At 34.9% G+C, this 22,123-nt stretch carries 24 protein-coding genes, 1 tRNA gene and 1 pseudogene; 19 read left to right on the top strand and 7 right to left on the bottom strand.

Annotation, left to right across the window (positions count from 1 at the left end; all coding sequences use genetic code 11):
* The 4 genes from E7Z77_RS06080 to E7Z77_RS06065 all read left to right on the top strand — a co-directional run bounded on the left by E7Z77_RS06080 (position 1) and on the right by E7Z77_RS06065 (position 2,806).
* On the top strand, positions 1–282 hold the full coding sequence (locus tag E7Z77_RS06080) for a hypothetical protein (RefSeq protein ID WP_292751453.1): 282 nt from the start codon (positions 1–3) through the stop codon (positions 280–282).
* Between the two features lie 445 nt (positions 283–727).
* Complete coding sequence (locus E7Z77_RS06075; protein ID WP_292751450.1) at positions 728–1,165, top strand: DUF389 domain-containing protein; 438 nt, start codon at positions 728–730, stop codon at positions 1,163–1,165.
* A 30-nt stretch (positions 1,166–1,195) separates the two neighbouring features.
* On the top strand, positions 1,196–1,399 hold the full coding sequence (locus tag E7Z77_RS06070; protein ID WP_292751447.1) for a hypothetical protein: 204 nt from the start codon (positions 1,196–1,198) through the stop codon (positions 1,397–1,399).
* Between the two features lie 393 nt (positions 1,400–1,792).
* Complete coding sequence (locus E7Z77_RS06065) at positions 1,793–2,806, top strand: ArsA family ATPase (RefSeq protein WP_292751445.1); 1,014 nt, start codon at positions 1,793–1,795, stop codon at positions 2,804–2,806.
* A 40-nt stretch (positions 2,807–2,846) separates the two neighbouring features.
* Here the strand turns inward: E7Z77_RS06065 and E7Z77_RS06060 are convergent, their stop codons facing one another.
* From E7Z77_RS06060 to E7Z77_RS06045, 4 genes are all read right to left on the bottom strand, one after another.
* Complete coding sequence (locus tag E7Z77_RS06060; protein ID WP_292751442.1) at positions 2,847–3,026, bottom strand: hypothetical protein; 180 nt, start codon at positions 3,024–3,026, stop codon at positions 2,847–2,849.
* Positions 3,027–5,897, bottom strand: a complete 2,871-nt coding sequence (locus tag E7Z77_RS06055; protein WP_292751439.1) for a hypothetical protein — start codon at positions 5,895–5,897, stop codon at positions 3,027–3,029.
* A gap of 126 nt (positions 5,898–6,023) precedes the next feature.
* Entirely contained in the window at positions 6,024–6,662 is a 639-nt protein-coding gene (locus tag E7Z77_RS06050; protein WP_292751436.1) for a cobalt-precorrin-7 (C(5))-methyltransferase, read from the bottom strand.
* A gap of 1 nt (position 6,663) precedes the next feature.
* The gene (locus tag E7Z77_RS06045; RefSeq protein ID WP_292751432.1) at positions 6,664–7,041 is read right to left on the bottom strand and encodes a helix-turn-helix domain-containing protein; all 378 of its coding nucleotides are present in this window, start codon (positions 7,039–7,041) and stop codon (positions 6,664–6,666) included.
* Positions 7,042–7,161: 120 nt separating this feature from the next.
* On the opposite strand from E7Z77_RS06045, the gene E7Z77_RS06040 reads away from it, so the two are divergent.
* Entirely contained in the window at positions 7,162–7,950 is a 789-nt protein-coding gene (locus tag E7Z77_RS06040; RefSeq protein WP_366510249.1) for a protein-ADP-ribose hydrolase, read from the top strand.
* A 1-nt stretch (position 7,951) separates the two neighbouring features.
* Complete coding sequence (locus E7Z77_RS06035; RefSeq protein WP_292751430.1) at positions 7,952–8,803, top strand: hypothetical protein; 852 nt, start codon at positions 7,952–7,954, stop codon at positions 8,801–8,803.
* On the opposite strand, the gene E7Z77_RS06030 is transcribed toward E7Z77_RS06035, so the two are convergent.
* Both E7Z77_RS06030 and E7Z77_RS06025 read right to left on the bottom strand, forming a co-directional pair.
* The gene (locus E7Z77_RS06030) at positions 8,792–10,915 is read right to left on the bottom strand and encodes a phage holin family protein (protein ID WP_292751427.1); all 2,124 of its coding nucleotides are present in this window, start codon (positions 10,913–10,915) and stop codon (positions 8,792–8,794) included. The genes E7Z77_RS06035 and E7Z77_RS06030 overlap by 12 nt on opposite strands.
* On the bottom strand, positions 10,912–11,781 hold the full coding sequence (locus E7Z77_RS06025; protein ID WP_292751426.1) for a metallophosphoesterase: 870 nt from the start codon (positions 11,779–11,781) through the stop codon (positions 10,912–10,914). Before E7Z77_RS06025 ends, E7Z77_RS06030 begins: the two co-directional genes overlap by 4 nt.
* A gap of 78 nt (positions 11,782–11,859) precedes the next feature.
* Between E7Z77_RS06025 and E7Z77_RS06020 the strand changes: the two genes are divergently transcribed.
* The 7 genes and pseudogenes from E7Z77_RS06020 to E7Z77_RS05995 all read left to right on the top strand — a co-directional run bounded on the left by E7Z77_RS06020 (position 11,860) and on the right by E7Z77_RS05995 (position 16,588).
* The gene (locus tag E7Z77_RS06020) at positions 11,860–13,050 is read left to right on the top strand and encodes a redox-regulated ATPase YchF (RefSeq protein ID WP_292751423.1); all 1,191 of its coding nucleotides are present in this window, start codon (positions 11,860–11,862) and stop codon (positions 13,048–13,050) included.
* Positions 13,051–13,082: 32 nt separating this feature from the next.
* Positions 13,083–13,643 carry a DUF6434 domain-containing protein gene (locus E7Z77_RS06015; protein WP_292751420.1) on the top strand — a complete coding sequence of 187 codons (561 nt, stop codon included), beginning with the start codon at positions 13,083–13,085 and terminating at the stop codon, positions 13,641–13,643.
* Positions 13,640–13,954 carry a TIGR04076 family protein gene (locus E7Z77_RS06010; protein WP_292751417.1) on the top strand — a complete coding sequence of 105 codons (315 nt, stop codon included), beginning with the start codon at positions 13,640–13,642 and terminating at the stop codon, positions 13,952–13,954. Before E7Z77_RS06015 ends, E7Z77_RS06010 begins: the two co-directional genes overlap by 4 nt.
* 98 nt (positions 13,955–14,052) lie before the next feature.
* Positions 14,053–15,057 carry an SLC13 family permease gene (locus tag E7Z77_RS06005; protein ID WP_292751414.1) on the top strand — a complete coding sequence of 335 codons (1,005 nt, stop codon included), beginning with the start codon at positions 14,053–14,055 and terminating at the stop codon, positions 15,055–15,057.
* 97 nt (positions 15,058–15,154) lie between these two features.
* Positions 15,155–15,280, top strand: a pseudogene (locus tag E7Z77_RS09805) (helix-turn-helix domain-containing protein); the annotation flags it as partial.
* A gap of 3 nt (positions 15,281–15,283) precedes the next feature.
* The gene (locus E7Z77_RS06000; protein ID WP_292751412.1) at positions 15,284–15,727 is read left to right on the top strand and encodes a hypothetical protein; all 444 of its coding nucleotides are present in this window, start codon (positions 15,284–15,286) and stop codon (positions 15,725–15,727) included.
* A 456-nt stretch (positions 15,728–16,183) separates the two neighbouring features.
* Positions 16,184–16,588 (top strand): hypothetical protein, encoded by a 405-nt coding sequence (locus E7Z77_RS05995; protein WP_292751410.1) that lies wholly within the window; start codon positions 16,184–16,186, stop codon positions 16,586–16,588.
* Positions 16,589–16,702: 114 nt separating this feature from the next.
* On the opposite strand, the gene E7Z77_RS05990 is transcribed toward E7Z77_RS05995, so the two are convergent.
* A complete protein-coding gene (locus tag E7Z77_RS05990) occupies positions 16,703–17,101 on the bottom strand; it encodes a C-GCAxxG-C-C family protein (RefSeq protein ID WP_292751407.1) in 399 nt (132 codons plus the stop codon).
* An 87-nt stretch (positions 17,102–17,188) separates the two neighbouring features.
* On the opposite strand from E7Z77_RS05990, the gene cfbD reads away from it, so the two are divergent.
* From cfbD to truD, 6 genes are all read left to right on the top strand, one after another.
* Positions 17,189–18,262: a Ni-sirohydrochlorin a,c-diamide reductive cyclase catalytic subunit gene (cfbD, locus tag E7Z77_RS05985; RefSeq protein WP_292751536.1), complete on the top strand. Its 1,074-nt coding sequence runs from the start codon at positions 17,189–17,191 to the stop codon at positions 18,260–18,262.
* Positions 18,259–18,855 carry an imidazole glycerol phosphate synthase subunit HisH gene (gene hisH, locus E7Z77_RS05980; protein WP_292751404.1) on the top strand — a complete coding sequence of 199 codons (597 nt, stop codon included), beginning with the start codon at positions 18,259–18,261 and terminating at the stop codon, positions 18,853–18,855. The genes cfbD and hisH overlap by 4 nt, the downstream gene beginning before the upstream one ends.
* Positions 18,856–18,857: 2 nt before the next feature.
* The gene (locus tag E7Z77_RS05975) at positions 18,858–20,222 is read left to right on the top strand and encodes an AIR synthase-related protein (RefSeq protein ID WP_292751401.1); all 1,365 of its coding nucleotides are present in this window, start codon (positions 18,858–18,860) and stop codon (positions 20,220–20,222) included.
* Between the two features lie 51 nt (positions 20,223–20,273).
* The gene (locus tag E7Z77_RS05970) at positions 20,274–20,711 is read left to right on the top strand and encodes a hypothetical protein (protein ID WP_292751398.1); all 438 of its coding nucleotides are present in this window, start codon (positions 20,274–20,276) and stop codon (positions 20,709–20,711) included.
* A 51-nt stretch (positions 20,712–20,762) separates the two neighbouring features.
* A tRNA-Arg gene (locus E7Z77_RS05965) sits at positions 20,763–20,836 on the top strand.
* Positions 20,837–20,857: 21 nt separating this feature from the next.
* Positions 20,858–22,114, top strand: a complete 1,257-nt coding sequence (truD, locus tag E7Z77_RS05960; RefSeq protein WP_292751396.1) for a tRNA pseudouridine(13) synthase TruD — start codon at positions 20,858–20,860, stop codon at positions 22,112–22,114.
* Positions 22,115–22,123: the final 9 nt, after the last annotated feature.

The following is a 22,123-nucleotide window of genomic DNA, read 5'->3' as shown; positions in this document are numbered from 1 at the left end:
ATGGTAGATTTGAAAGCTTATGCTCCTTTTACAGGATTACTTATTTTTGGAAACATTGAAAACTTAATTCTAGCATCCCAAGGTGCTGTAGCACATGTAGATCCCTTTATATTAGGGGGATTAAGTTTAGTTGCAGTAGTAATTTGGTTATTGCTTGGAACTTATGGAACAAAAATTGCCATCAAATATGCTGACTACATCGAAATTTTCGGCGGTGTGGCTATTATCATTTTAGGTGTTCAATCCATGATTGAAGCTATGGGATTAACTCTTTTCCCATAATCCTTATTTTTTTTATTTACAGCGGATTTTAAAAAAATAGAATAGAAGTTAAAAATTAACTTCTAAAATACCAGCTATCTGCTTTAAAACGAATGTTTAGTAGCTAACACGTATCATATTATGCGATAACTCAAGCCATGAAAAAATTTCAAATCAACAAAGTTTTTGAAAGAGTCTTTTAAATGGGGCAGCAATGAAGAAATGTTCATTTCATGGCAATTACTTTAATTAATATTAAAATCAATATAATAATGACAATAATCATGACAGTATTGCATTTTAAATTTTCAATATTTGCGGGCATTCTTTAGCGCTCGCATGTTATGAGTTAAGGAATTGGGAATATGAACAGTGAACATGAAAGGGAAACAATAAGGGAAAAATCAGAAAAGCGTTTTCATTAACAGAGGATTCAGCATCAAATGAAGAAATTCGTACACGTCTCTTGGATGGCGGACAGATTACCGGAACGAATATGTGTGTATTGGTATGTGCAATGGTAATTGCATCTGTAGGTCTCAATATGAGTTCAACAGCAGTTATTATAGGAGCAATGCTGATTTCACCTATAACGGGAAGTATTCTTGCTTCAGCATATGCAAATGTATCCGCAGATTATCCTTTGTTTACTAATCATATGGTCGGTTTCGGAATGCAGATTGCAATCAGTGTTATTGCAGCATCAATTTATTTTTTCCTTTCTCCGGTTAAAGAGCCAACTGCAGAATTGATGGCAAGGACTGCACCAACATTCTATGACGTGCTGATTGCCTTTTTCGGGGGACTTGCAGGAATCATCGGACAGACCAGGCTAGACAAAGCAAACACTGTCATCCCGGGTGTTGCAATTGCAACCGCCCTTATGCCTCCGCTTTGTACCTGAGGATATTCAATTGCAAACGGAAGGTGGGACATGCTCCTTGGAGCAGGATATCTCTTTATCATTAATGCATATTTCATTTTCCTGGCTGCCAGCATTATCTTAAGTATTTTAAAAATCCCAAAAACTAAGGAATTGACAGAAAAAGAATGGAAAATGCATCGTTTAAGAATGATCCGCAATACACTCATCATTGCGATACCTAGTATAGTGGCAGTTTATTGGATGATACAGTAAATCAATATTATTGGAGATGGAAGTTATGATGTGTTTTCCACTATAACTTCTATTAACTTCAAATGACCATCACCGACTCATTTTAAAAACAATTTTATACAGAATACTTGCTAATGTTCAATTAAAAAAAGTTCATATGTTGAAATATATATTACTTGGGATTTTCTCAAATATATTGTATTTTTTCACATAATATTGTCTTGTTAATTAAATTAAAATTGTTGTTAAGTTATTTTACTTTTTATAATATAAAGCTATTTTTTTAAAATTTTTTTAGAATTTTTGCTGATATATGAAACATTGTGTGATTGTTATTAACAATTAAGTTTATATACTATAAACATTAAATAACATTTAGTAACTAAAAGTAACTTTATTAAGGAGGTAATTTACTTGGCATTTAAAGATTATTTCAAATTCAATAAAGATGATACAACCTTTATTTTCGTAGGAGGTAAAGGAGGTGTTGGAAAAACATCTGTATCTTCAGCTACTGCACTTTGGTTAGCTGAACAAGGTAAAAAAACTTTAATTGTATCAACAGACCCTGCACATTCACTATCAGATTCACTTGAAGTTCCTATTGGAAGCTACCCTCGTGAAATAAAAACCAATCTGTTTGCTGTTGAAATCGATCCGGAAGTGGCAATGGCTCAAAAACAAGCACAATTGGAAGCCCAAAAAGCAGCAAATCCTGATGAGGATGGGGGTTTATTCGGTATGGATTTCCTATCTGATCAATTGGATATGGCATCATCTTCTCCAGGTGCTGATGAAGCGGCAGCATTTGAATTGTTCATGGGTGTAATGAACTCAGATGAATATGATGTTGTTGTATTTGATACCGCACCAACAGGCCATACCTTAAGATTGCTGTCCTTCCCTGAAGTAATGGACTCATGGGTAGGTAAGATGATGATGCTTAAGGCAAAACTGGGTACTGCAACAAATGCTTTAAAGAAAATCATGCCATTTATGGATGCTGTCGATGACCCTCAAACTTCTGAAGATTTGAAAAGAACAAAAGAGGAACTTGATAAGGCAAAAGCTATCTTATCCGATCCAGACAGAACAACTTTTAAAATGGTTGTCATTCCGGAGGAAATGTCAATTTATGAATCAGAAAGAGCATTAGAAGCATTAGCCAAACATGACATTACTGTAGATAGTGTTATTGTAAATCAGGTAATGCCGGACATTTGTGATTGTGATTTCTGCCATTCAAGACATAAATTACAGCAAAAACGTTTAGCTTTAATCGACCAAAAATTCCCTGAGCAACACATTGCTGAAATTCCATTATTTAAAGATGAAGTTAAAGGTCAGGAAAAGCTATTAAAATTAGCTCACATCTTGTATGATGATGAAGACAATGATGAAGTTGTTCAAGAAGCTATTCAACTCTAAAAAATAAAAATAAGTTAAAACCAATGTGTTTTAACTTCAATTAATTTTCTTTTTTTAAAAAGCTTTGACAAAGTGGAATTGCTACTATTAAAAACAGTAATATCCAGCTTATCGAAAGGCTTTGCATTGTTGCCAATTCATAAACTAAAACTATTATGAATGCAATATCCAAAATTTGCACAATTATGTGCTGTTTTCTAAAAGCATCTATTATTTTCATTTATATTCCTCTCCAGCTTTCATCCCAATATTTTGAAGGCATGCTAAATGGTGTAAGATATTCTTCACAGAAATATTTGTATGTCTCCGGCTTAGTTAACTTTTTTGTTTTTCCGTCGCTGATGTATAATGCATTATCCCTATCAAGAGTCAGGTCATTGTTGATTTTGACTTCAATATAGTCGTATCCTCCGTTATTGTTTGGAATGTTGTATACTTTTTTAGATTGAAGATAGCCGGGACGTGTAAATGTTACCTTATCCATTGTTTCGTGCCAATATTTCTCATCAATCATTCCTTCCCTATACTTTGTCCCAATGTCCTGTATTAGGGTCATTGTTGACAATAATCCAAAGCAAGCAACTTCTGCGCCAGTAGATACTTTGGTTAGTATAAATATCAGTCCTTTGTAGGCTATTGTGCTGAAGGAGTGCATGTTATTTAATTCATCCGTTAATAGATATGCTCCTGGAGCTACAAATTTTATCATCTCCCTGATTTCATTTATCATATCATTTGCCAGATTGCAGATGCTGCAGCAGTCATTTGTGGTGGTGACGCTTGATCCTTTATAGATGGAACTGTTTTTATTGAGTATTACGCTTGAAACGCCACTTGTACAATTTAATATGATTGCAGAACTTTTATCATTTGAAAATACATATAATAAATCCCCTAATTGGAACATACTGTAATTATTTGAAACAGATGAAAATATATTAACGAATGAATTGCTGCTTTTATCTGAATACCTATTTGAAATGCTTTTAAGGGCATAATCCTCCAATTCAGGCAGGTGGAGTGAATTGATCAGTCGGAATAGAACAACATTTTTATTTTTCCCCTGAACATCCATTCCCATATCCGCATTTAGGATGTCTATATATGTATCTTGAAGATTTATGCCTGCTAATATTGTTAGAGTATGGTTTCTCTGCCATTTTACTTTAAAGTCACTAGAATATTCATTGGCAAAAATATCGCTGAACCAGGTAGTTTCAAGTGAAGCTAAATGCATTCCGTAGGCGTTTAATACTCCAAATCTATTCAAATATCTTGAACTTTTCGAAATCCAGTTTTCCAAAACTTTTTTAGTAATCTTCTCGTTGATTATGCTATAGGATTGCAGAACTTCAAAGCCCATAGCATTTCGGTATTTGTCGCTTAGTCCATAGCTAATTGTTTCATTTTTTTCAGCTTCCTCTTTTCCATTTACCATGAATTTTGTTATTATATTTTCTTTTGAGGGATGTCCTGTGATATAATTGTTGTAATAGCTGAATGTGACAGGCTGTTGGGTATTTGCAAATTTTATTGATTCAAGATTGTCTCTGGTAATTTCATAATAGTTTCTGTAGTAAAAATCATAGGTGGGCCTTCCATAAAATTTGGCGATGCTGTATTTCAAGCCGTCCTCATCATAATTCACAGTCTGGATGTTGATTTTTGCCATTATTTTGTCATTTTGAAGGTATGTGAATGTCTCTCCCTGGTCCAATCCTTTACTTGCATAAAATCCGAATAATGCCGTGTTATCCTGAGTTCTGCTCTGATAATCAATTACGGTGTAACCTTTCATTGTTGAAATGATTATGCCGTCTTTTTTTAGATTGTTCTTGTCCATATTGTCCTCCATAGTGTTTCCATCCAATGGTATGAGGTAGCTTCTGAGTCCAAGCAGTGTGGAATTTATGCCGGTAATTTTTGCGGTAGAAAACTTATAGGTTTTTTCTCCGATTTGGATTGTAAAGAGTTCATTTTTAGGCATTCTTATAATTCCGTCAAATCCTGTTTTCAACGAATAGTAATAGTTTTCATAAACATATGGGACGGTGACATTGACATAATTCGGAATCAGCATGGTGTGCTTGAATGGTGTAGTTATAACTTTCTTTACAGTAATCTTATTGGAATTCTTAAGTCCGTCATATTCGGTTGTTATCGGATAAGTCCCGGTCTTCAGATTAAGGTTTAGGGATGCAATTCCGTTTTTGTTTGTTGTTCTTTCATAGCTTTTTCCATTGATGTTTATTGTTACTTGCTCATTGGGTGAAGGATTTCCCATACTGTTTAAGATTTTCACGCTGAATTTTTCAGGGGAGGTTTCATTCATTGTCAAATCTTTGGTTATAATCAGTGATTTTACCGTAATCGTTTTTTTAAGTATTTCCCCGGTTTGTGAGTTAATCGATGAAATGGGATATTCTCCGGGTTTTTGGTTTATAACTATTTTTGCAATGCCCTTGCTGTTTGTCTTAACAGTGTAGTTTTTGTTTTTCAGTGTAAATGCAACGGAAGCATTCTTAAGAATGTTTCCTTTTTTGTCATAAAAAATGGAGCTGTATTTTTCGGTATTTCCGTAGTATTTTGTAAAATCATCGCATTTTATGGTGCTCTTCACGATGATGGTGCTTTTCACAATCCTTCCGTAGTGAGTGCCGTTCCCGGTAAATTTTGTCTCAATGGTGTAATTTCCACTCTCTAAATTTATTTTAAGGTAGGCAATACCTTTACTGTTGGTTTCTTTAGTGTATGTACAATTGTTTACAGTAAATTTTATTTTAGCTTTGCTTATCGCTTGATTGGTATTGTCTTTCAGCAATGCTTTGAATTTGCTTCCATCCTCATAGTACATGTTTAAATCAGGAGCATCAATCACGACTTTCTTTTTAGCGGTTGTGCTTGCAGCCCCTAAACTTTCCACTTCGCCTTTGTCCGTTCCTTGTTCTTCATTTATCTTACACAAATCCTGATTTGGTTCAGGCTGTTCAATTGCAGTTGTCGTTTCATTTTCATTATTCGCTGCAGATACTGCGCCAGCTAAAAATAGTAATAGGAAAATGAAACATATGGTGTTTATTTTTTTGTTCATAGTATCTACCTTAAATGTCAATTCAATTTATTTGACGTTTAAAGTATGATATTATGGATATATAAACTTTAATTTTAAAAATAAATAGTAAATGATTTTTAAAATGAATTTTACGGATAAATTGTTCTAATAAATTACCATAATGCACATATAGGTAAATTCACTTTGAGCAATATCCTTCAAGTTGGACTCAACAATTCTTTCATCAGGATAACTTAATCTTTCACAGACTACAACCTTCCTGTCCTCTTCAACTCCATTGTCGATTAAAAATTGTGCCATATCTTTCACTTTTCTTGATGGGAGGGCAATTGTTGTTTTTCCATTGTTGATGACCGGCAGGATGTCTTCTATATTTTCTCTTCCATGGAAGGTCATCACATTGGCGTTGTCCCATTGGATGTGGCATTTTGCCGCTGCAAGCTGAAGGGAACTGATTCCAGGGATTACTTCAATGTTTTCTTTTGGAAAATCCTTTTCGGCAGAAATTCTTAAAACGGTATTTAAAACACCTGAAAAACCGGGGTCTCCTGTTGATAATATTGAAACGGTATTGCCGTCACAAGCAAGTTCCACACCCTCTTCCAATTTGTCAAGCAGTTCCTTCACATTAAATGAGATTTTGTTTTGCACATCATCAAATAATTCGATTGCCCGTGTACTTCCAACAGTATAATCGCTCATTTTAACAGTATCAATCGCTTTTTTAGTTAGATATTCGCTTGCTCCAGGCCCAATTCCAATAATATAAATTTTTCCAGTCATTTTAATCATCAATGTTCAATGTTTCTTTAAATGTATTCTTCAATTCATTTCTAACTTCGTCAGAATAGCTATTTTCATCATGTAATGTAAACATGGCTAGTTCATAGACAATTCTATTCATGGATTTTCCATATTCAGTCAGATAATACTCAGTGCTGACAGGACTTGTATTTAAAACTTTTTTTTCAATTAAACCATTTTCTTCCAATTCTTTCAGGCAATTTGACAGTACTTTATTGCTTAGGTTTGGTTTGTCCTCTTGAAATTCTTTAAAACGTTTCTTTCCGAAAAACATGTCCCTTATAATTTGTATGCTCCATTTCTTATTAATCAGATTTAGAGTTCTATCCACGGGGCAGATTATTTTTTCGTTGTTCATATTTTTAAATTGTTTTAAATCATTATTTAATAGTTACTTTTTAGTTACTGGGTTTCCTTGAAGTTACAAAAATAATTTAAATACTCAAATTCTAATAATAATTAACACTTTTAAGGAGGGATTAAAATAAATAGCGAAGAACAGTTGGATTTTTTAATAAATTACTTAATTGAAGAAAGAGGCGAGTTAATTGAAATTCCAAACAGTTATGGGGAAAAGAGAGGATTGCTTCGTTCATTGATGAATGTCAGGTTGCCTCAAAACATATCCGATGAATTTTTAAAAGTTCAGGATGAATTTTTAACTTCAGAAACATTGAATAAGGAGTTGACATCAGTTGAAGATATTAAGGAATTTAAAGGAAAAATCATGCTTTGGCAAGGCGACATTACAACTTTGAAAGTCGACGGAATTGTCAATGCCGCCAATTCCAAATTGCTCGGATGCTTCATCCCTCAGCACAATTGCATTGATAACGCGATTCATTCCGCTGCAGGAATCCAATTGAGGGAAGAGTGCAATGCCCTCATGAAAGTTCAGGGAATCGATGAGGAGGTTGGAAAAGCCAAGATAACAGCAGCTTATAATCTTCCTTCCAAACATGTCATACACACTGTAGGTCCTGCAATCGCTTATGGTTCAAAACCGAGTGATGAGGACTGCAAAGCATTAGCTAGCTGTTACAGGTCCTGTTTGGAAATAGCTGATCAAAATGATTTAGAATCAATTGCATTCTGCAATATTTCAACAGGAGTTTTTAACTTTCCGCAGGATATGGCCTGCAGGATAGCAATCAAAACGGTTGATGATTATTTGAATTCAAATGAAAGCACATTGAAGCATGTGATTTTTGACGTGTTCAGTGACTCCAGCTATTCATTATATAAAAAGGAATTGTTCGGTGATTAGGATGGAACGTTTTGTTCAAAGATTAGATAAGGCAAAAAAGGCTATTGATGATGCCGATTATATTTTAATAGGTGCAGGTGCGGGATTTTCAGCGGCCGCAGGGATAGAATATTCAGGGAAACGCTTTGAAGAAAATTTTCAGGATTTCATTGAAAAGTATGGCGTTCAGGATATGTACTCTGCAACATTTTATCCTTACGAAACACAAGAGGAAAAATGGGCGCACTGGATTCGCCATGTTTATGTAAATAGATATTCAGTTGGAAAAACAAGATTATATGAGCAGTTATTGGAACTTGTAAAAGATAAGGATTACTTTGTCCTGACGACAAATGTTGAACATCAATTTTGGATAAACGGATTTGAGGATGAAAGGATTTTTGCTACTCAGGGAGATTACGGTTTAATTCAATGTGAAAAAGCCTGCCACAACAAGCTTTACTCAAATGAGGATCTGGTTTTTGATGCTTTGGAAAAGATAGAGGACTGTAAAATTCCCTCTGAACTGGTTCCGGTATGCCCTGTTTGCGGCGGAAATATGGAAATCAATGTAAGAAAGGATAATTTCTTTGTCGAAGATGAAAAATGGCATGAGATGTATCATAATTATCAGAATTTCCTATCAGGCATTGATGAAAATAAAAAGATAGTCTTTTTGGAGTTGGGTGTTGGATTTAATACTCCCGTAATCATAAGGTATCCATTTGAACAGATGACCTATGAAAATCAGAATACAACATTAATCAGATTGAATAGGAGTCATCCAAATGCAATTCCACAGAATAAGGATAAGACAATAAGCTTCAATGAAGAAATTTCTGAAATATTCGATTATTGGCTTTCAAGATTTTAAATCGTTTATCTCTTTTTTCAGAAACTTGTAAATTGATGAAGCGCCGATTAGCTCTCCAGGGTCTTCCCACTCTGAAGGGTATAAAATGAATGGTTTTGTCTGGTCTCCTCCAAGACCTCCGTGAGACCCGATAAGCTCTTCAAAAGCACAAACCTCATTGAGCTTTTTGTCATAAAAGCTGTTTACCATTATGTCCGGCATGTTCTCAAATGAATTTTCTCGTTTCAGGTGTTCTGCAGCATGTTTTCCGAAATCCTTCAACGGATTTTCACCGATAATCCTATCATCATCAAGATAATATATTCCATTTTCGCTGATGACCATTCCTCCATTGGATATGGAATCCACTAAAACGAATCCAATTCCGGGATGTTTTACAAGTCCTGGAATCAAATCGGGGAATAACATCACTATTTCTTCATAGTTTAGGCGTTGTTTCCATTCGGTTAGGTAAATCAACCCTAAATTTCCGGATCCCAAAACAATCAGTTCGGAATCTCGAGCTTTTTTGGTACTATGTTCCCTGCTTTCATAGTCTGTAATGTATTCCAGGTTATTTGAATATCTTTCACGTAAATTAAGGAATTGATTATTTTCAAAAATTATTGCAGGCTTCCTGTTTTCCAGTCCTTCCCTGATGTTCTGTAAGAACTCCCTATCTTCGAAAAGGTCTCCGCGAATATAACCCATTTTTTCTTTTATGTTTCTGATTTGTTTATTTTCAGGAATGATTGCGTCTCTAAAGTGGTCAATGTTGTATTCTGTCTTAAACATTTTCAAATCATCGGGGAGGAATCTTCTAACATAGTTCCCTAATGTTATTCCGTATCTCTGTTTGAATGTGGCACCATTTGACTGGCCGTGGTCTGATAGGATTACTAATTTGTATTCTCTGTCGCTCATCTTTATTGCAGAGGTGATTTTTGCAAATTGAGCATCAATCATCTTCAAGGTTTTCCAAACATCATCATCCTGGACTCCTGAATGGTGAGCTATTTCGTCATATCCCATATATGTGGCATATGCAGTGTCGATATTGCCTGTCAATATTTCACTTGTCAATACATCGGTTGTAACTTCCCTTAGGACTACATTAGCTCCAGCCCTGACTGCAGCATAGACGATGGTTCTTCTAAGGCGTGGCTGTATATTTTTTATATAATGAACCGCCTGTGACTTTAATTCAAGAATTATGTCCCATAAAAACAGAACGAATAGCCTTTGGAAATTATATGCATCTAAAAAGACAGCATCCAATGGTTTATTGTAGATATTGGCCAAACCCTCCAGTTTCGAGGATGTTAAGGTTGGAATTTTACTGTCTCCAGAAAACATGTTTGCAATACTGATTCCATCTACAAGTAACCCCTGCCCATCACTGATTTTCTCTTCAATTTCCGGAGCATCGCTCAATTTTCCTGAAACGATTAGTCTATTGTTATTTTCCTTTTCGACCCATCTGTATGAAATAATGTTTTCATTAGTTCCATGCAATATTCCTGCCTGGCTTGCTCCTGTTTGTGATGACAGGTCAGTTTCCCAGCCCTTCAGGGTGTGTGTCTTTTCATCCAGGTATTTTTTAATGTTGGGCATCATCCCTTTGTCAAGAGCCATTTTTAAAGTATTGGTTGAAAGGCCATCTATCTCAAGCATTATTACTCCAGGATATCTCTTTTTATAGGGTGTTTTTCGCTTTAGAGCATAATTGAGGATATTTTTCATGTATCTGTCATAGTAACTTGTGTTGATGATATTGCTGGTAAATGTAGAAAAGATTGCCATCACAATCGGAACTTGTAAAACCCCATAAATTCCGGCTGAAACTCCAGGCACGAATAATGATGCAATATAAAAGATTAGCGAGTTTAGGAAGATTGATCCAATCCCAAAAGTGAATATGATGATTTTCATAAAAAATCTTCTAAAAATTGGCCATAACAGTGCATTTGCAATTGCAAGCGCTATAAGGATAATGATGGCATTGTACCAAGGACCTATTGTGAAATCGGCGCTAATGTAGTCTACCACATATATTGCAATTATGTTTGACAGTGACAGCAGTAATGTTGTTATTATAGTTCGCAGGGATGAAATTAATCTATTCTTGATCATTCTATCTTTATTCTTCTTTTCTGATTTGTTTTCAATGTTATTATTGTAATTTCAGGTTTGCAGTTAATTCTTATCCTGAAGGAGTTTGTACCAAGACCCTTGCTTGTGTATTGCATCATATTTCTAACTTTATATAATCCAACAGGGTATTTTGATGAATTAGGACCTCTAAAGGGTGTAGTTTCAAATTTTGGAATAATTAACTGGCCTCCATGTGAATGTCCGGAAATTTGAAGGTCAAACAGATTTGTCTGACTTGATTCCTCTGCAAAATCGGGTTCGTGTACAAGAAGGATGCTCGGTATGTTTTTAGGCATTTTAGCAATCACTTTGTCCAAGTCGTCAGCGCAAACGGTACAGCTGTCGACGCCGCAGATGTTTAAAAAATCCCCATCCTTTTCAATAGTGCAAACATCATTGCTTAAATCGATAATGTCTGCTTTTTTGAAGATGTCCCGGATTTTATCGGCGTCCATCCAATGGTCATGATTTCCCAAAACTCCGAATTTTCCGTATCTTGCATTTAACTTTTTAAGAGAATTCGTTAAGCATTCTTCATATCCATCAATAACATATGAAAAATAATCTCCTGTAAGAGTAATCAGGTCAATGTTGAGGGTGTTGACATAATCTACCAGGTCATCCAGATACTCCGGATTGATCCATTGGCCTATGTGAATATCAGTCAGATTCAATATCTTAAAGTTGCGAAAGTTCTGACCCAAATTGTTGATTTCAATGTCCACTTCGACTAAATCAATTCCATCGGTTGAAAACTTCTTGTTAGGAAGTGAATTTGTCATTGCATCTTGAATGCCTTGTCTAATTTTCATCCCTTGGGGACGTTCTATATCATTTTCTTTCATTAAATAATAATTAATTCTGAAACTATTTATAATTTTAAAAACATACATTTAGATGTTATTAGATATTAAGTGATTATTATGCTTCAAATTGCAGTTTGTGGAAAACCAAATGTCGGAAAATCCTCTTTTTTCAATTCAGCAACAGCGTCAACTGTAGAAATGGCCAATTATCCATTTACAACTATTGATGCAAATAAGGCTGTTGCTCATGTAATTAAGGATTGTCCATGTAAAGAATTAGGAGTTACCTGTAATCCTCACAATTCAATTTGTATAGATGGAAAAAGATTGCTTCCAATAGAATTAATAGATGTCGCCGGACTTGTTCCGGGAGCACATGAAGGAAAAGGATTGGGTAATAAGTTTTTAGATGATTTAATGCAGGCAAAAGTATTTATAAACGTCATTGATGCTTCAGGTTCAACAGATCTTGAAGGAAACCCAGTCGACCCTGGAAGCCACGACCCATTGGATGACCTGGAATTTTTAGAAAATGAAATTGTAATGTGGATGTATGGAATCTTATCAAAGAATTGGGTAAGGCTGGTCAGAAAAGTTGGAGCTGAACATTTGGATATCTCAAAAGTATTATTTGATCAGTTGTCAGGAACAGGAATAGCTATCGAAGATATTATCGAAGCTAAAAGAGGCATTGAACCTGATTACAATAAGTGGGAAGAAGAGGACTTGATTGAACTCACAAGGAATATTCTCCACATTGCCAAGCCGATGATGATTATTGCGAATAAGGCAGACCTCCCAACATCAGAGGAAAACATCAAAAGGATTAAGGAAAAATATCCTAACGTAATTCCAACTTCAGCCGAATCTGAAATCGCGCTTGTAAGAGCATCAGAAGCAGGTCTCATTTCATATGTTTCAGGCGAGGATCACTTTGAAATATTGAAGGCTGATGAATTAAATGCAAACCAAATTAAAGCGCTTGAATATATCCAAACCAATATTTTGGACAAATATGGCAGTACCGGTGTTCAGGATGCCCTTAATTATGGTATATTTGATTTGCTCGACAGAATAGTTGTGTACCCCGTTCAGGATGAACATAAATACACTGACCAAAAGGGTAATGTCTTGCCTGACGGATTTTTGGTTCCAAAAGGTTCAACCCCAAAGCAATTGGCTTATATTGTACACACTGACATAGGTGATAAGTTCATGCATGCCGTTGATGCAAGATCACATATGCGTGTAGCCAGTGATTATGAGTTGAAAGACGGTGACATTATCAGTATTGTAACAAGAGGATAATTCCTCTTCTATTTTTATTTTTAAAGATTTTCATGGTTCAATTAACTAGAGACTTAAAAGCAGATGAATTTAAGGAATACTATTTTTTAAAAGAGGATTTGAAAGATTTTTGCAGGCTGGAAGGTTTAAAGGTAAGCGGTTCCAAACAGGATTTGGAAAATCGGATAATTCATTATTTGGCCACTGGCGAAAAGTTAGAAGAGCCTATCACCAAACAATATTCAAATCAATCAAACTTGGAAATTACTTTGGATTCTAGATTAGGTGAAAACTTCAAATGCGGTGAAGACAAAAGGCAATTTTTCGAGAATGAAATTGGAAAAGGATTTAAATTCAAAGTCAAATTTCAGAAATGGTTGAAAGCTAATCCTGATAAGACTTATCGTGAAGCTATCGACGCTTATTATGAAATTCAAAATTCAAATGGAAAAACAAAGATAGGTAAACAATTTCAATACAACCAGTACATACGTGATTTTTTCGAAGATAATGAAGGCAGGTCTCTGGAAGATGCAATTAAATGTTGGAACTATAAAAAAGGCCTTAAAGGCCATAACAAGTATGAAAAAAGCGATTTGAGAGTGTTATTATGAAAAAAGTAAAAATTACCGTCATGCGAAAAGTTAGGCATGATGATTTGATTGAAAAATATGAAAACCCTCTAGAGCATGAATGTGATGTTGAATTGGGTGATGTTTTCATAGCTAATGGATGGGAAAAACCTGATAATTTCTGTGACAGTGCATGGGAAAGTCTTTCACCCTTTGTAATGGCTCTGGCCAATGGTGCCGAGGACTTTTATGATGGTTGGATGAAGAATAAAAAATCTGCAATGATATCCTGCAATGATGGTTTCAGACCGGTAAGCTTTCTTTTGGAAACTTTAGATGAAGATGCCGATTGATTACTTTGGAGATTTTAAATTCAGATTCGAGGTTTTCTGCACTCGGCGTAAATAGTTTATTATATTACATTAAATAAACAAATACTATGGTTAAATTAATGGATAGTGCATTTGATTTTTTTAAAAAGGAAATTGTATTTTCAATATCTGTGATTTTAGCCATTATCTCTTGTTTTTTTGTTCAGCCGAATATCGATTATTTGGTTTATATTAATTGGGATACAATCATATTGCTTTTTGTTATAATGCTAATTGTTGAAGTTTTAAAAAATCTTTCTATTTTTGAGGTGCTGGTTCGCAAATTGTTAATTCGGATTGGAAATGCCCGCCAGCTGGTCCTGCTTTTGGTTTCAATTGTATTTTTTAGTTCAATATTCATCACTAATGATGTTTCTTTAATTATATTCGTACCTTTTGCCATGTTGGCTTTAAAAAAGGTTGGCAGGATTGATTTAATAATATTCACAGTTTCTTTGCAGACAATTGCCGCTAATGTGGGATGCATGGTTCTTCCTATCGGGGCACCACACAATATTGTTATGTATACAGTATCTAAAATCTCATTTGAGTCATTTTTCCTATTGCTTTTGCCGTATATTATTGTATCTGTGATATTTTTAGTTGCTTTATCATTGTTTGTTTCAAGGGATAGGATTTCTTTGCCTGAAATAAATAAAATAGAAATCGATAGAAAGAATTTCCTAAAAAGGGTTTTTCGTGGTGTCGATTATTACTTGCTTTTAACTTTCATTGCATTATTTATTTTGATTGGCAATTTGGAAAATATTCCATTTTTCACATCAATATTTAAGAAGTGGATTATTGGCAATGAAGTATTTTGGGGCATTGTTGCATCCCAAGTAATTTCCAATGTTCCTGCGGCAATGTTGCTTAGTGGTTTCAGCACTAATTATGAGGCCATCATAGTTGGAATTAATATTGGTGGTTTGGGAACGCTCATTGCTTCAATGGCGAATTTAATTTCATATAAAATTCTTGTCAGGGAATATGATGAATTTAAAATCAGGTATCTTTTTGTATTCACACTATTAAATTTTATATTGTTATTTATTTTATTGGGCAGTTATTTTTTAATAAAGTAATTATTTGATATTTAATTTAGGGATTTGTTTAAAAATATTTAATATATGAAAATAAATATAATATCCTGAATGTTGAAGAGGACGTCACTGGGAAAAAATTATAGCTGCTACATTTAAACTTCTTCAAGAGGAAGGGGTTCAAAAAACAACAACAAAAAAGATTGCTGTTGAAGCAGGAGTTAATGAAGTAACTATTTTTAGAAAGTTTGGAAATAAAAATGCTCTCGTGGAAGCTACTAAAGAGTATTATCTTAAGGAATTAACTGATAAATTAGAAGAAATTTTTGATTTCAATGGTGATGAAGAAATTGATGAATATCTTAAAATCAATTTTTACGGGATTTTAGTTTTATCAGAAGATGACTTTAGTATAATGAAAGTAGCAATGGAAGAAGTTAGGGAAGTTCCTGATAGGCAACTTTTAATGTCACAGATTATCGGTACAATTGTCGTTAAATTGGAGGAATTTTTCACATTACAATTGGAAAAAGGAAAAATTAGGGAAGTTAATCCTAGATCATTATCCCTATTGGTATTCAGTATCTTGTTCCAGTCTGTAATCCTGTCAAAAATATATAATAGGGCTCCTACTCATCAAGAAGATTTCTATGCCGATGAATTTTTAGATATCCTGTTTAAAGGAATAAATCCTGAAGAATCTGTTGATTGAAGTTTCAGCTTTCCCATAACTAAAAAATCGAGTTCGAAACTCGTAATTTTCAATGAAACTAATTTGTCCCAGGGTAGATTGTCATATAATCACAATGGGATATTCATAATCCTATAATGGTGATGTAGGACATAATAATTAGGGGGATTATTCTCGTGTTCTCATTTTAAAACGGATTTTTTTTCCTGTTTTGAATATTTCTTCAAATATATGTTTCACTCTCAACATTAAACTAAAAAATTAACTTAAATATTGCCTTATTTATTTTAATTAATCTTTAAATTACTTATTTTTTTAAAATATTAATTTAAATTTACTATTTTATTATTTAAAGATGTAAGTGTGCACTTGCATTCGAAAAACTTTATATATAGTCTTTTTCATATAATTACTTGTGTCAAATTGGTTATTTTCTTCAACCGGCTTTTTTTAAATCAATAGGATTAAGGTGATATTATGGATATTATGAAAACATATTTAGCATTACTTATAATATTTTGTATAATTGGTTCTGCAGCAGCTGTTTGCGCTGCAGATGTGGGTGATAATTTTGACGCTCAAGCTTTAGGTCAAAGTAATGATTTTGACGGAGGCTGGGCTGGTAGCCAATACAATGCAACATTGGAAAATGCAACCACTGCAATTGATGCAACTAATGCAATAAATACAACCAATGTAACTAATGCAACTAATGCTACCGATGTAACTGCAAACACAACTGCTCCTGTTGTTGCTAATTCAACAAATTCAACAAATTCAACTGTTCCTCACAATATGTTAGCAACTGGTAATCCAATCTTATTATTACTCGGAGTATCAGCAGTTTTAGGCGGTTACACTGTTTTAAGAAAAAAAGATTAAACCTTATTATTAACCATTTAAAAGCAGGATTTTAAATCCTGCTTTCCTCCCTTTTTAATTTAAGTTATTTTTTTTACTAAATTTTTATTGGAATGTGCCATTATTTGAACGGCATTATTCATCCCATAATTCGGCTACTTTTTTTGCAATAAACACGCAGCAGTCAACGCATGGTGATTTATCTTCTCCATTTTTACTAATTATATCACAACGGACAGTCCCATATTCCTCTTTAAAAGCGTTGAATATTTCTTTTGCATTAGATTTGATTTTTGCAGGATCGTCTAAAACAATACCATTAGCCATCAATGCTCCTGTTACTGCTCCGCAGGTTCCCTCATCAAATGTGCCACCCATTCCGCCTGCAAATCCGCAGGCCAATTTTGTCATTTCAGCAGGGGTAATATCTGCACCGGCAGTTTCACAAAGCCCCATTAATGTAGATTCAGAACAACTTTTAAAAGTTCTGTATTCTCTAATTTTTTCCTCTAAAATTTTTTCATCAAGTTTCATAATGCAATCTCCCAATTCAGTTAATTAATTATATTAATTAAGAATTTAAAATATTTATTTGTTAAAATGAATTAGGTGATAAAAATTATACATCCAAGACCAAGTCCAATTGCCGCCACTCTTTATACACTAAGGGATATGAATGTTGACGTCATTGTTATGCATGGACCTACAGGCTGTTGTTTTAGGACAGCTAGGCTTTTAGAAAGCGATGGGGTACGCGTTGTAACTACAGGAATGTCTGAAAATGATTTTATTTTAGGTGCCGGTGAAAAATTAGTTGAAACTTTAACTGAAGCTTATGATTTATTCAAACCAAAACTGATGGGCATTGCAGGTACATGTGCCAGTATGATTATCGGTGAAGATTTAAAAGAAGCGATTGCAACAGCAGACTTGCCCTGCACTGTTATTCCGGTGGAATCCCATGGAGGATCAGGTGAAGGAGACAATACTGTTGGAGCAATAATGGTTTTGGATGCTGCAGTTGAATGTGGTGTAATCCCAAAAGAGGAAGCTGATAGGCAAATTGAAATGCTTGAAAAAGCAACAGAAGTTGAAAAAACCCGTGGAATGGCACAGGGAAAGTACATCAAGCCTAATTTTGGTGATTCAAAGGAAAGTATTGCAAAAATTGTTGTCAAAGCTCTGAAAGATAATAAAAAAGTTGCTTTTGTCCTGAATGTTAAAAAAGAAACATCATATCTGTTTTCAGATATCATCAATTTCGACTATACGGATATTAATCCGGAGAATAAACCTCTTTTTGTAGCTAATTTGGATGAAAACATAGGGCTTCCTAGAATAAGGCAGCATGCAGTGAATATTAGAAATCAACTTGATATGGAACCTGATTTTATTACTGGAGGCCTTGATGAGTATCCTATTACTGGTGATAAAGCAGCAGAATTCTTAAAGGATAAGGATTTGGATTTGATTGTTGTATTCGGTGTTCCACATGCATTCCCAATTGAAGACTTTGACGCTGAATCAGTTGCTGTAACTGATGGTCCTCGTCTGGTGGAACCTCTTAGGGAATTGGGCTATACTCATGTTGTGGCGGAACTTGATGCGCACTCAAAAACATTAGGTACTGATGAAATAGTATTTTCAGACTTTGGCGGAATGATTAGATCAGCTATTGGATGGTTAGATGAATGATAACAATTATTGATTATAAAAGCGGTAACTTAAAAAGCATTTCAAACGGATTTAAAAAAATCGGTGTTGACTACACAATAAGCGATGATAAAGAGGTGCTTGCAGACAGTGATTTTTTAGTTCTGCCGGGTGTTGGAGCATTTGGCAGTGCAATGGAAAATCTGGAACCTTTTAAAGATGTAATTTATGAGCATGTTAATGATGATAAGCCATTTTTGGGAATTTGTCTAGGCCAGCAGGTCCTGATGGGTTCAAGTGATGAATCCCCTGGAGTTGAAGGCTTGAATCTCTTTAAGGGACATGTCGAAATATTGCCTAAAGGTGTCAAAATTCCACATATGGGTTGGAATAAACTTAAAGTAGTTAACAGTTCACCTATTCTAAAGGGGGTTGATGGTGAATACTTTTATTTTGTTCATTCTTATCATGTTGTCCCTGATAATGAAGAAATTGTTGCAGGAATATGTGATTACGGAGGTGATGTTGTTGCATCATTATCTCAAAACAATTTGTTCGCCACACAATTTCATCCAGAAAAAAGCGGTATAGCAGGACTTAAAATTTTAAAGAATTTCACTAAATTGGAGATATAACCATGGATATTGAGGGATTTGTAAGAGCTAGAATTGATGATTATGATTATGAAGACCTTGCAGAAATTTTAGCTGTAAGAATCAGAGAATATAAGAAAATTTCAGAAGAAAATTCTGTTGAAATGGCAAAGGCTGTAATTGATGAGGTTTCAACAACTCTCAAATTGCAGGAAAGTGACGATGAATTTTTAAAGGAAATCGCTAATGTAAATAAGGCTGGCGTATTGATGGGCGAAATGGGAGTTGGATCCCGTGGAGCTGGTGATTTCTTTGTTCACAGGAAAATCGCAGAGATTGTATCATCCACCAATACTGCATCTTTGGTGAATCCATCCGAACAGGATGACGGTGGTGTTGTAAAGGCTGCAGTTAAAAATGATGAAGTATACATTACAACAGCTGTGGATGGAATACACTCACGTTTAAGTGAATATCCATTTTTAGGAGGATTCCATGTAACAAGAGCGACTCTAAGGGATGTTTGTGTAATGGGCGCTGATCCCGTTGCTATTTTAAGCGATGTTCACCTTGCAGACGATGGTGATGTTGCAAAAATATTTGACTTTACAGCAGGTGTGGCTGCCGTCTCAGAACTTGTAGATGTTCCGATTGTTGCGGGAAGTACATTGCGTGTCGGTGGAGACATGGTTTTAGGAGACAGGTTTGTATCCGCTGTTGGAAGTGTAGGTGTGTCACCGCATCCTCCAACTGCCCGTAAAGGCGCAACTGAAGGAGATATAATCCTTTTAACAGAAGGTTCCGGTGGAGGAACAATCACAACAACCGCATTATACAACGGTTTTTTTGATGTTGTATGGGATACAATGAACGTAAACTTTGTTCAGGCATCACATGCATTGTTTGAAGCTGACCTCGTAAAGGACATTCATGCAATGACTGATGTAACAAACGGAGGTCTTAGAGGAGATGCTCATGAAATATCAAATACAACAGGAGTTGGTTTGGAGTTCTATGAAAAAGAAATCAGGAAAATGGTGGCTCCAAATGTATTGAACATGCTTGAAACATTGAATATCGACCCATTAGGTGTTTCAACAGACTCATTAATGTTAATTGCACCTCCTGAAATAGTTGGAGACATTAAAAAAGCGGTTGCAAAATATGATGTTGACATTTCAGAGATTGGTGTGGTAAACAACTCAGGAGAACCGATATTGATTAAGGAAGATTCAACTGAGGAAAAATTAGTTCCATTGTTTAGGGAAGCCGCATATACCAAAATTAAAAAGTTGGTTGGAGATACAACCCCTGAAGACTTTGAAGAAATGAAAGAAAAGGTTCAAAGGGCTTCAGACGCGGCGATAGCTAAAAAGGATAAAGTGATAAATCATATTCGTGCAAATTAATTTTTGCACACTTTACTATTTTTTTAATACTTTAAAATCCTATTTTCATTCATGTTAGATGAAAAAGGATATTTTTACATTATCGATGCAATTCTTGCAGTAACATTGCTTTTAATCGCATTTTTGATTGTGAATGCAGCCATCTCTGTTCCAAATCCTGATTATTCATACGAATCAAAGGACATCAGAATTGCTCAGGATGCAATGGAGATGCTGAGCGGTAAGGTGAATTTTACAGACCGGACTTTTCTTGGTGAAATTTCTGAAATTTTAAAGCGCAATGAAAATTCAAAAGAGTCCATTCGTGAGGTTTCAAATCTCTGCAGGGATAAACTGGATTCATTGAACATTAAAAATTACAGATTCAGTGAAAATAACATTTTAAAAGGAAAGGTATTGGCATCATCCGGTGATTATTCCAAAGCGATTGCAGTTTCAGTTGCAACAAGGAATTATGGCAATTATTCATATAGCCTTTCAACATGGTAATTATTAAATAGTATGAAAAATATAAAATTAATTGTTATCTTATTTTGTTTAGCCCTGATGGTGTAGTTTGGATAACACATGGGACTGCGGATCCCATTCCCCGGGTTCAAATCCCGGTCAGGGCATTGTAATTTTCCGTGATTATTATGTTAAATGCTACTACTTATGTTACAGCTCAAAAAGGTATTGGTGGAACAATCAGAAACCGATATGAAGACTTTTATGTTGAAGAGATTCCAGAAATCATTCCTGAAGGTGAAGGGCCTAACGTTTATGTGTGGATTGAAAAATTGGGAAGGACTACATTGGATGTTGTCTTAGACATTGCCCGTGATTTGCACATATCCCGAAAAAGAATGGGTTTTGCAGGAATGAAGGATAAAAAGGCTATAACCCGTCAATGGATTTGCATAGCTAATATGGATTCAGAAGAACAATTCAAGCAAGTTGAAAACTTGGATATATATAAAACTGATTTTTTAAAAGTTGTCAGAGGCCGGAAAAAACTTAGAATGGGACAGCTAAAAGGAAACAAGTTCAGAATTCTCATTAAGGATTTGGATGATATTCGGGAAAGTGCCGATATCGCTAATGAGGTTCTGGCTGAACTTGAAGTCAAGGGAGTTCCTAATTACTTTGGCTGGCAGAGGTTTGGCAAGCCTAGAACAATAACCCATCTGGTGGGTGAGGCTCTGGTTGAAAATGACCTTGAAAAAGCTGTCAATACTTATATCGGAAATCCTCAAAGCGATGAAGGTGAAGACAATCGGATGGCAAGGCAGGCATATGATGATGGAAACCTCGAAGAATCCCTTAATTTGATGGGTAAAAGCATGCGCTATGAGAAAATGATGGTTAAGGAATTAATAAGAGATTCTAAAAAAGGTGAATTGACCGATAAGTCTTATATGAATGCATTGCATGCACTTCCAAAACCTCTTCAAAGAATGTTTGTCCACGCTTATCAATCTTATCTATTCAATGAAGCCGTAAGTAAACGGGTGGAGATGGGAATCAACAGATATGTTGAAGGAGATATTGTCATTGACGCTGAAGAGCATATTGTTCGTGATAAGACTCCCGAAGAAATCCAAGAAATGATTGATAATTTTGAGGCAAGTCCAACCTGTCCGCTCTTCGGTACCAAAGTTCCATTTGCCGGAGGGGAAGTTGGTGAGATGGAAGAAAACATTTTAAAAAATTATAATATTACAAAAGCCGATTTTGAAGTTCCAAAGATGCCACGTTTGGGAAGTCATGGTCTTAGAAGATCCATGAGATTCCAGGTATGGGATGCATCCGCTAAAGCAACTGATGATGGTGTTTTATGCGAATTTTCAATAAATAAAGGTTCTTACGCTACTGCAGTTTTAAGAGAAATAATGAAAAATGAGGTTGTTTAACTTTTTATA

Source organism: Methanobrevibacter sp. (assembly GCF_015062985.1).
Classification (GTDB): Archaea; Methanobacteriota; Methanobacteria; order Methanobacteriales; family Methanobacteriaceae; genus Methanocatella.
The sequence above is the reverse complement of the archived record's forward strand: the minus strand, read 5'-3'. Positions and strand labels throughout refer to the sequence as shown.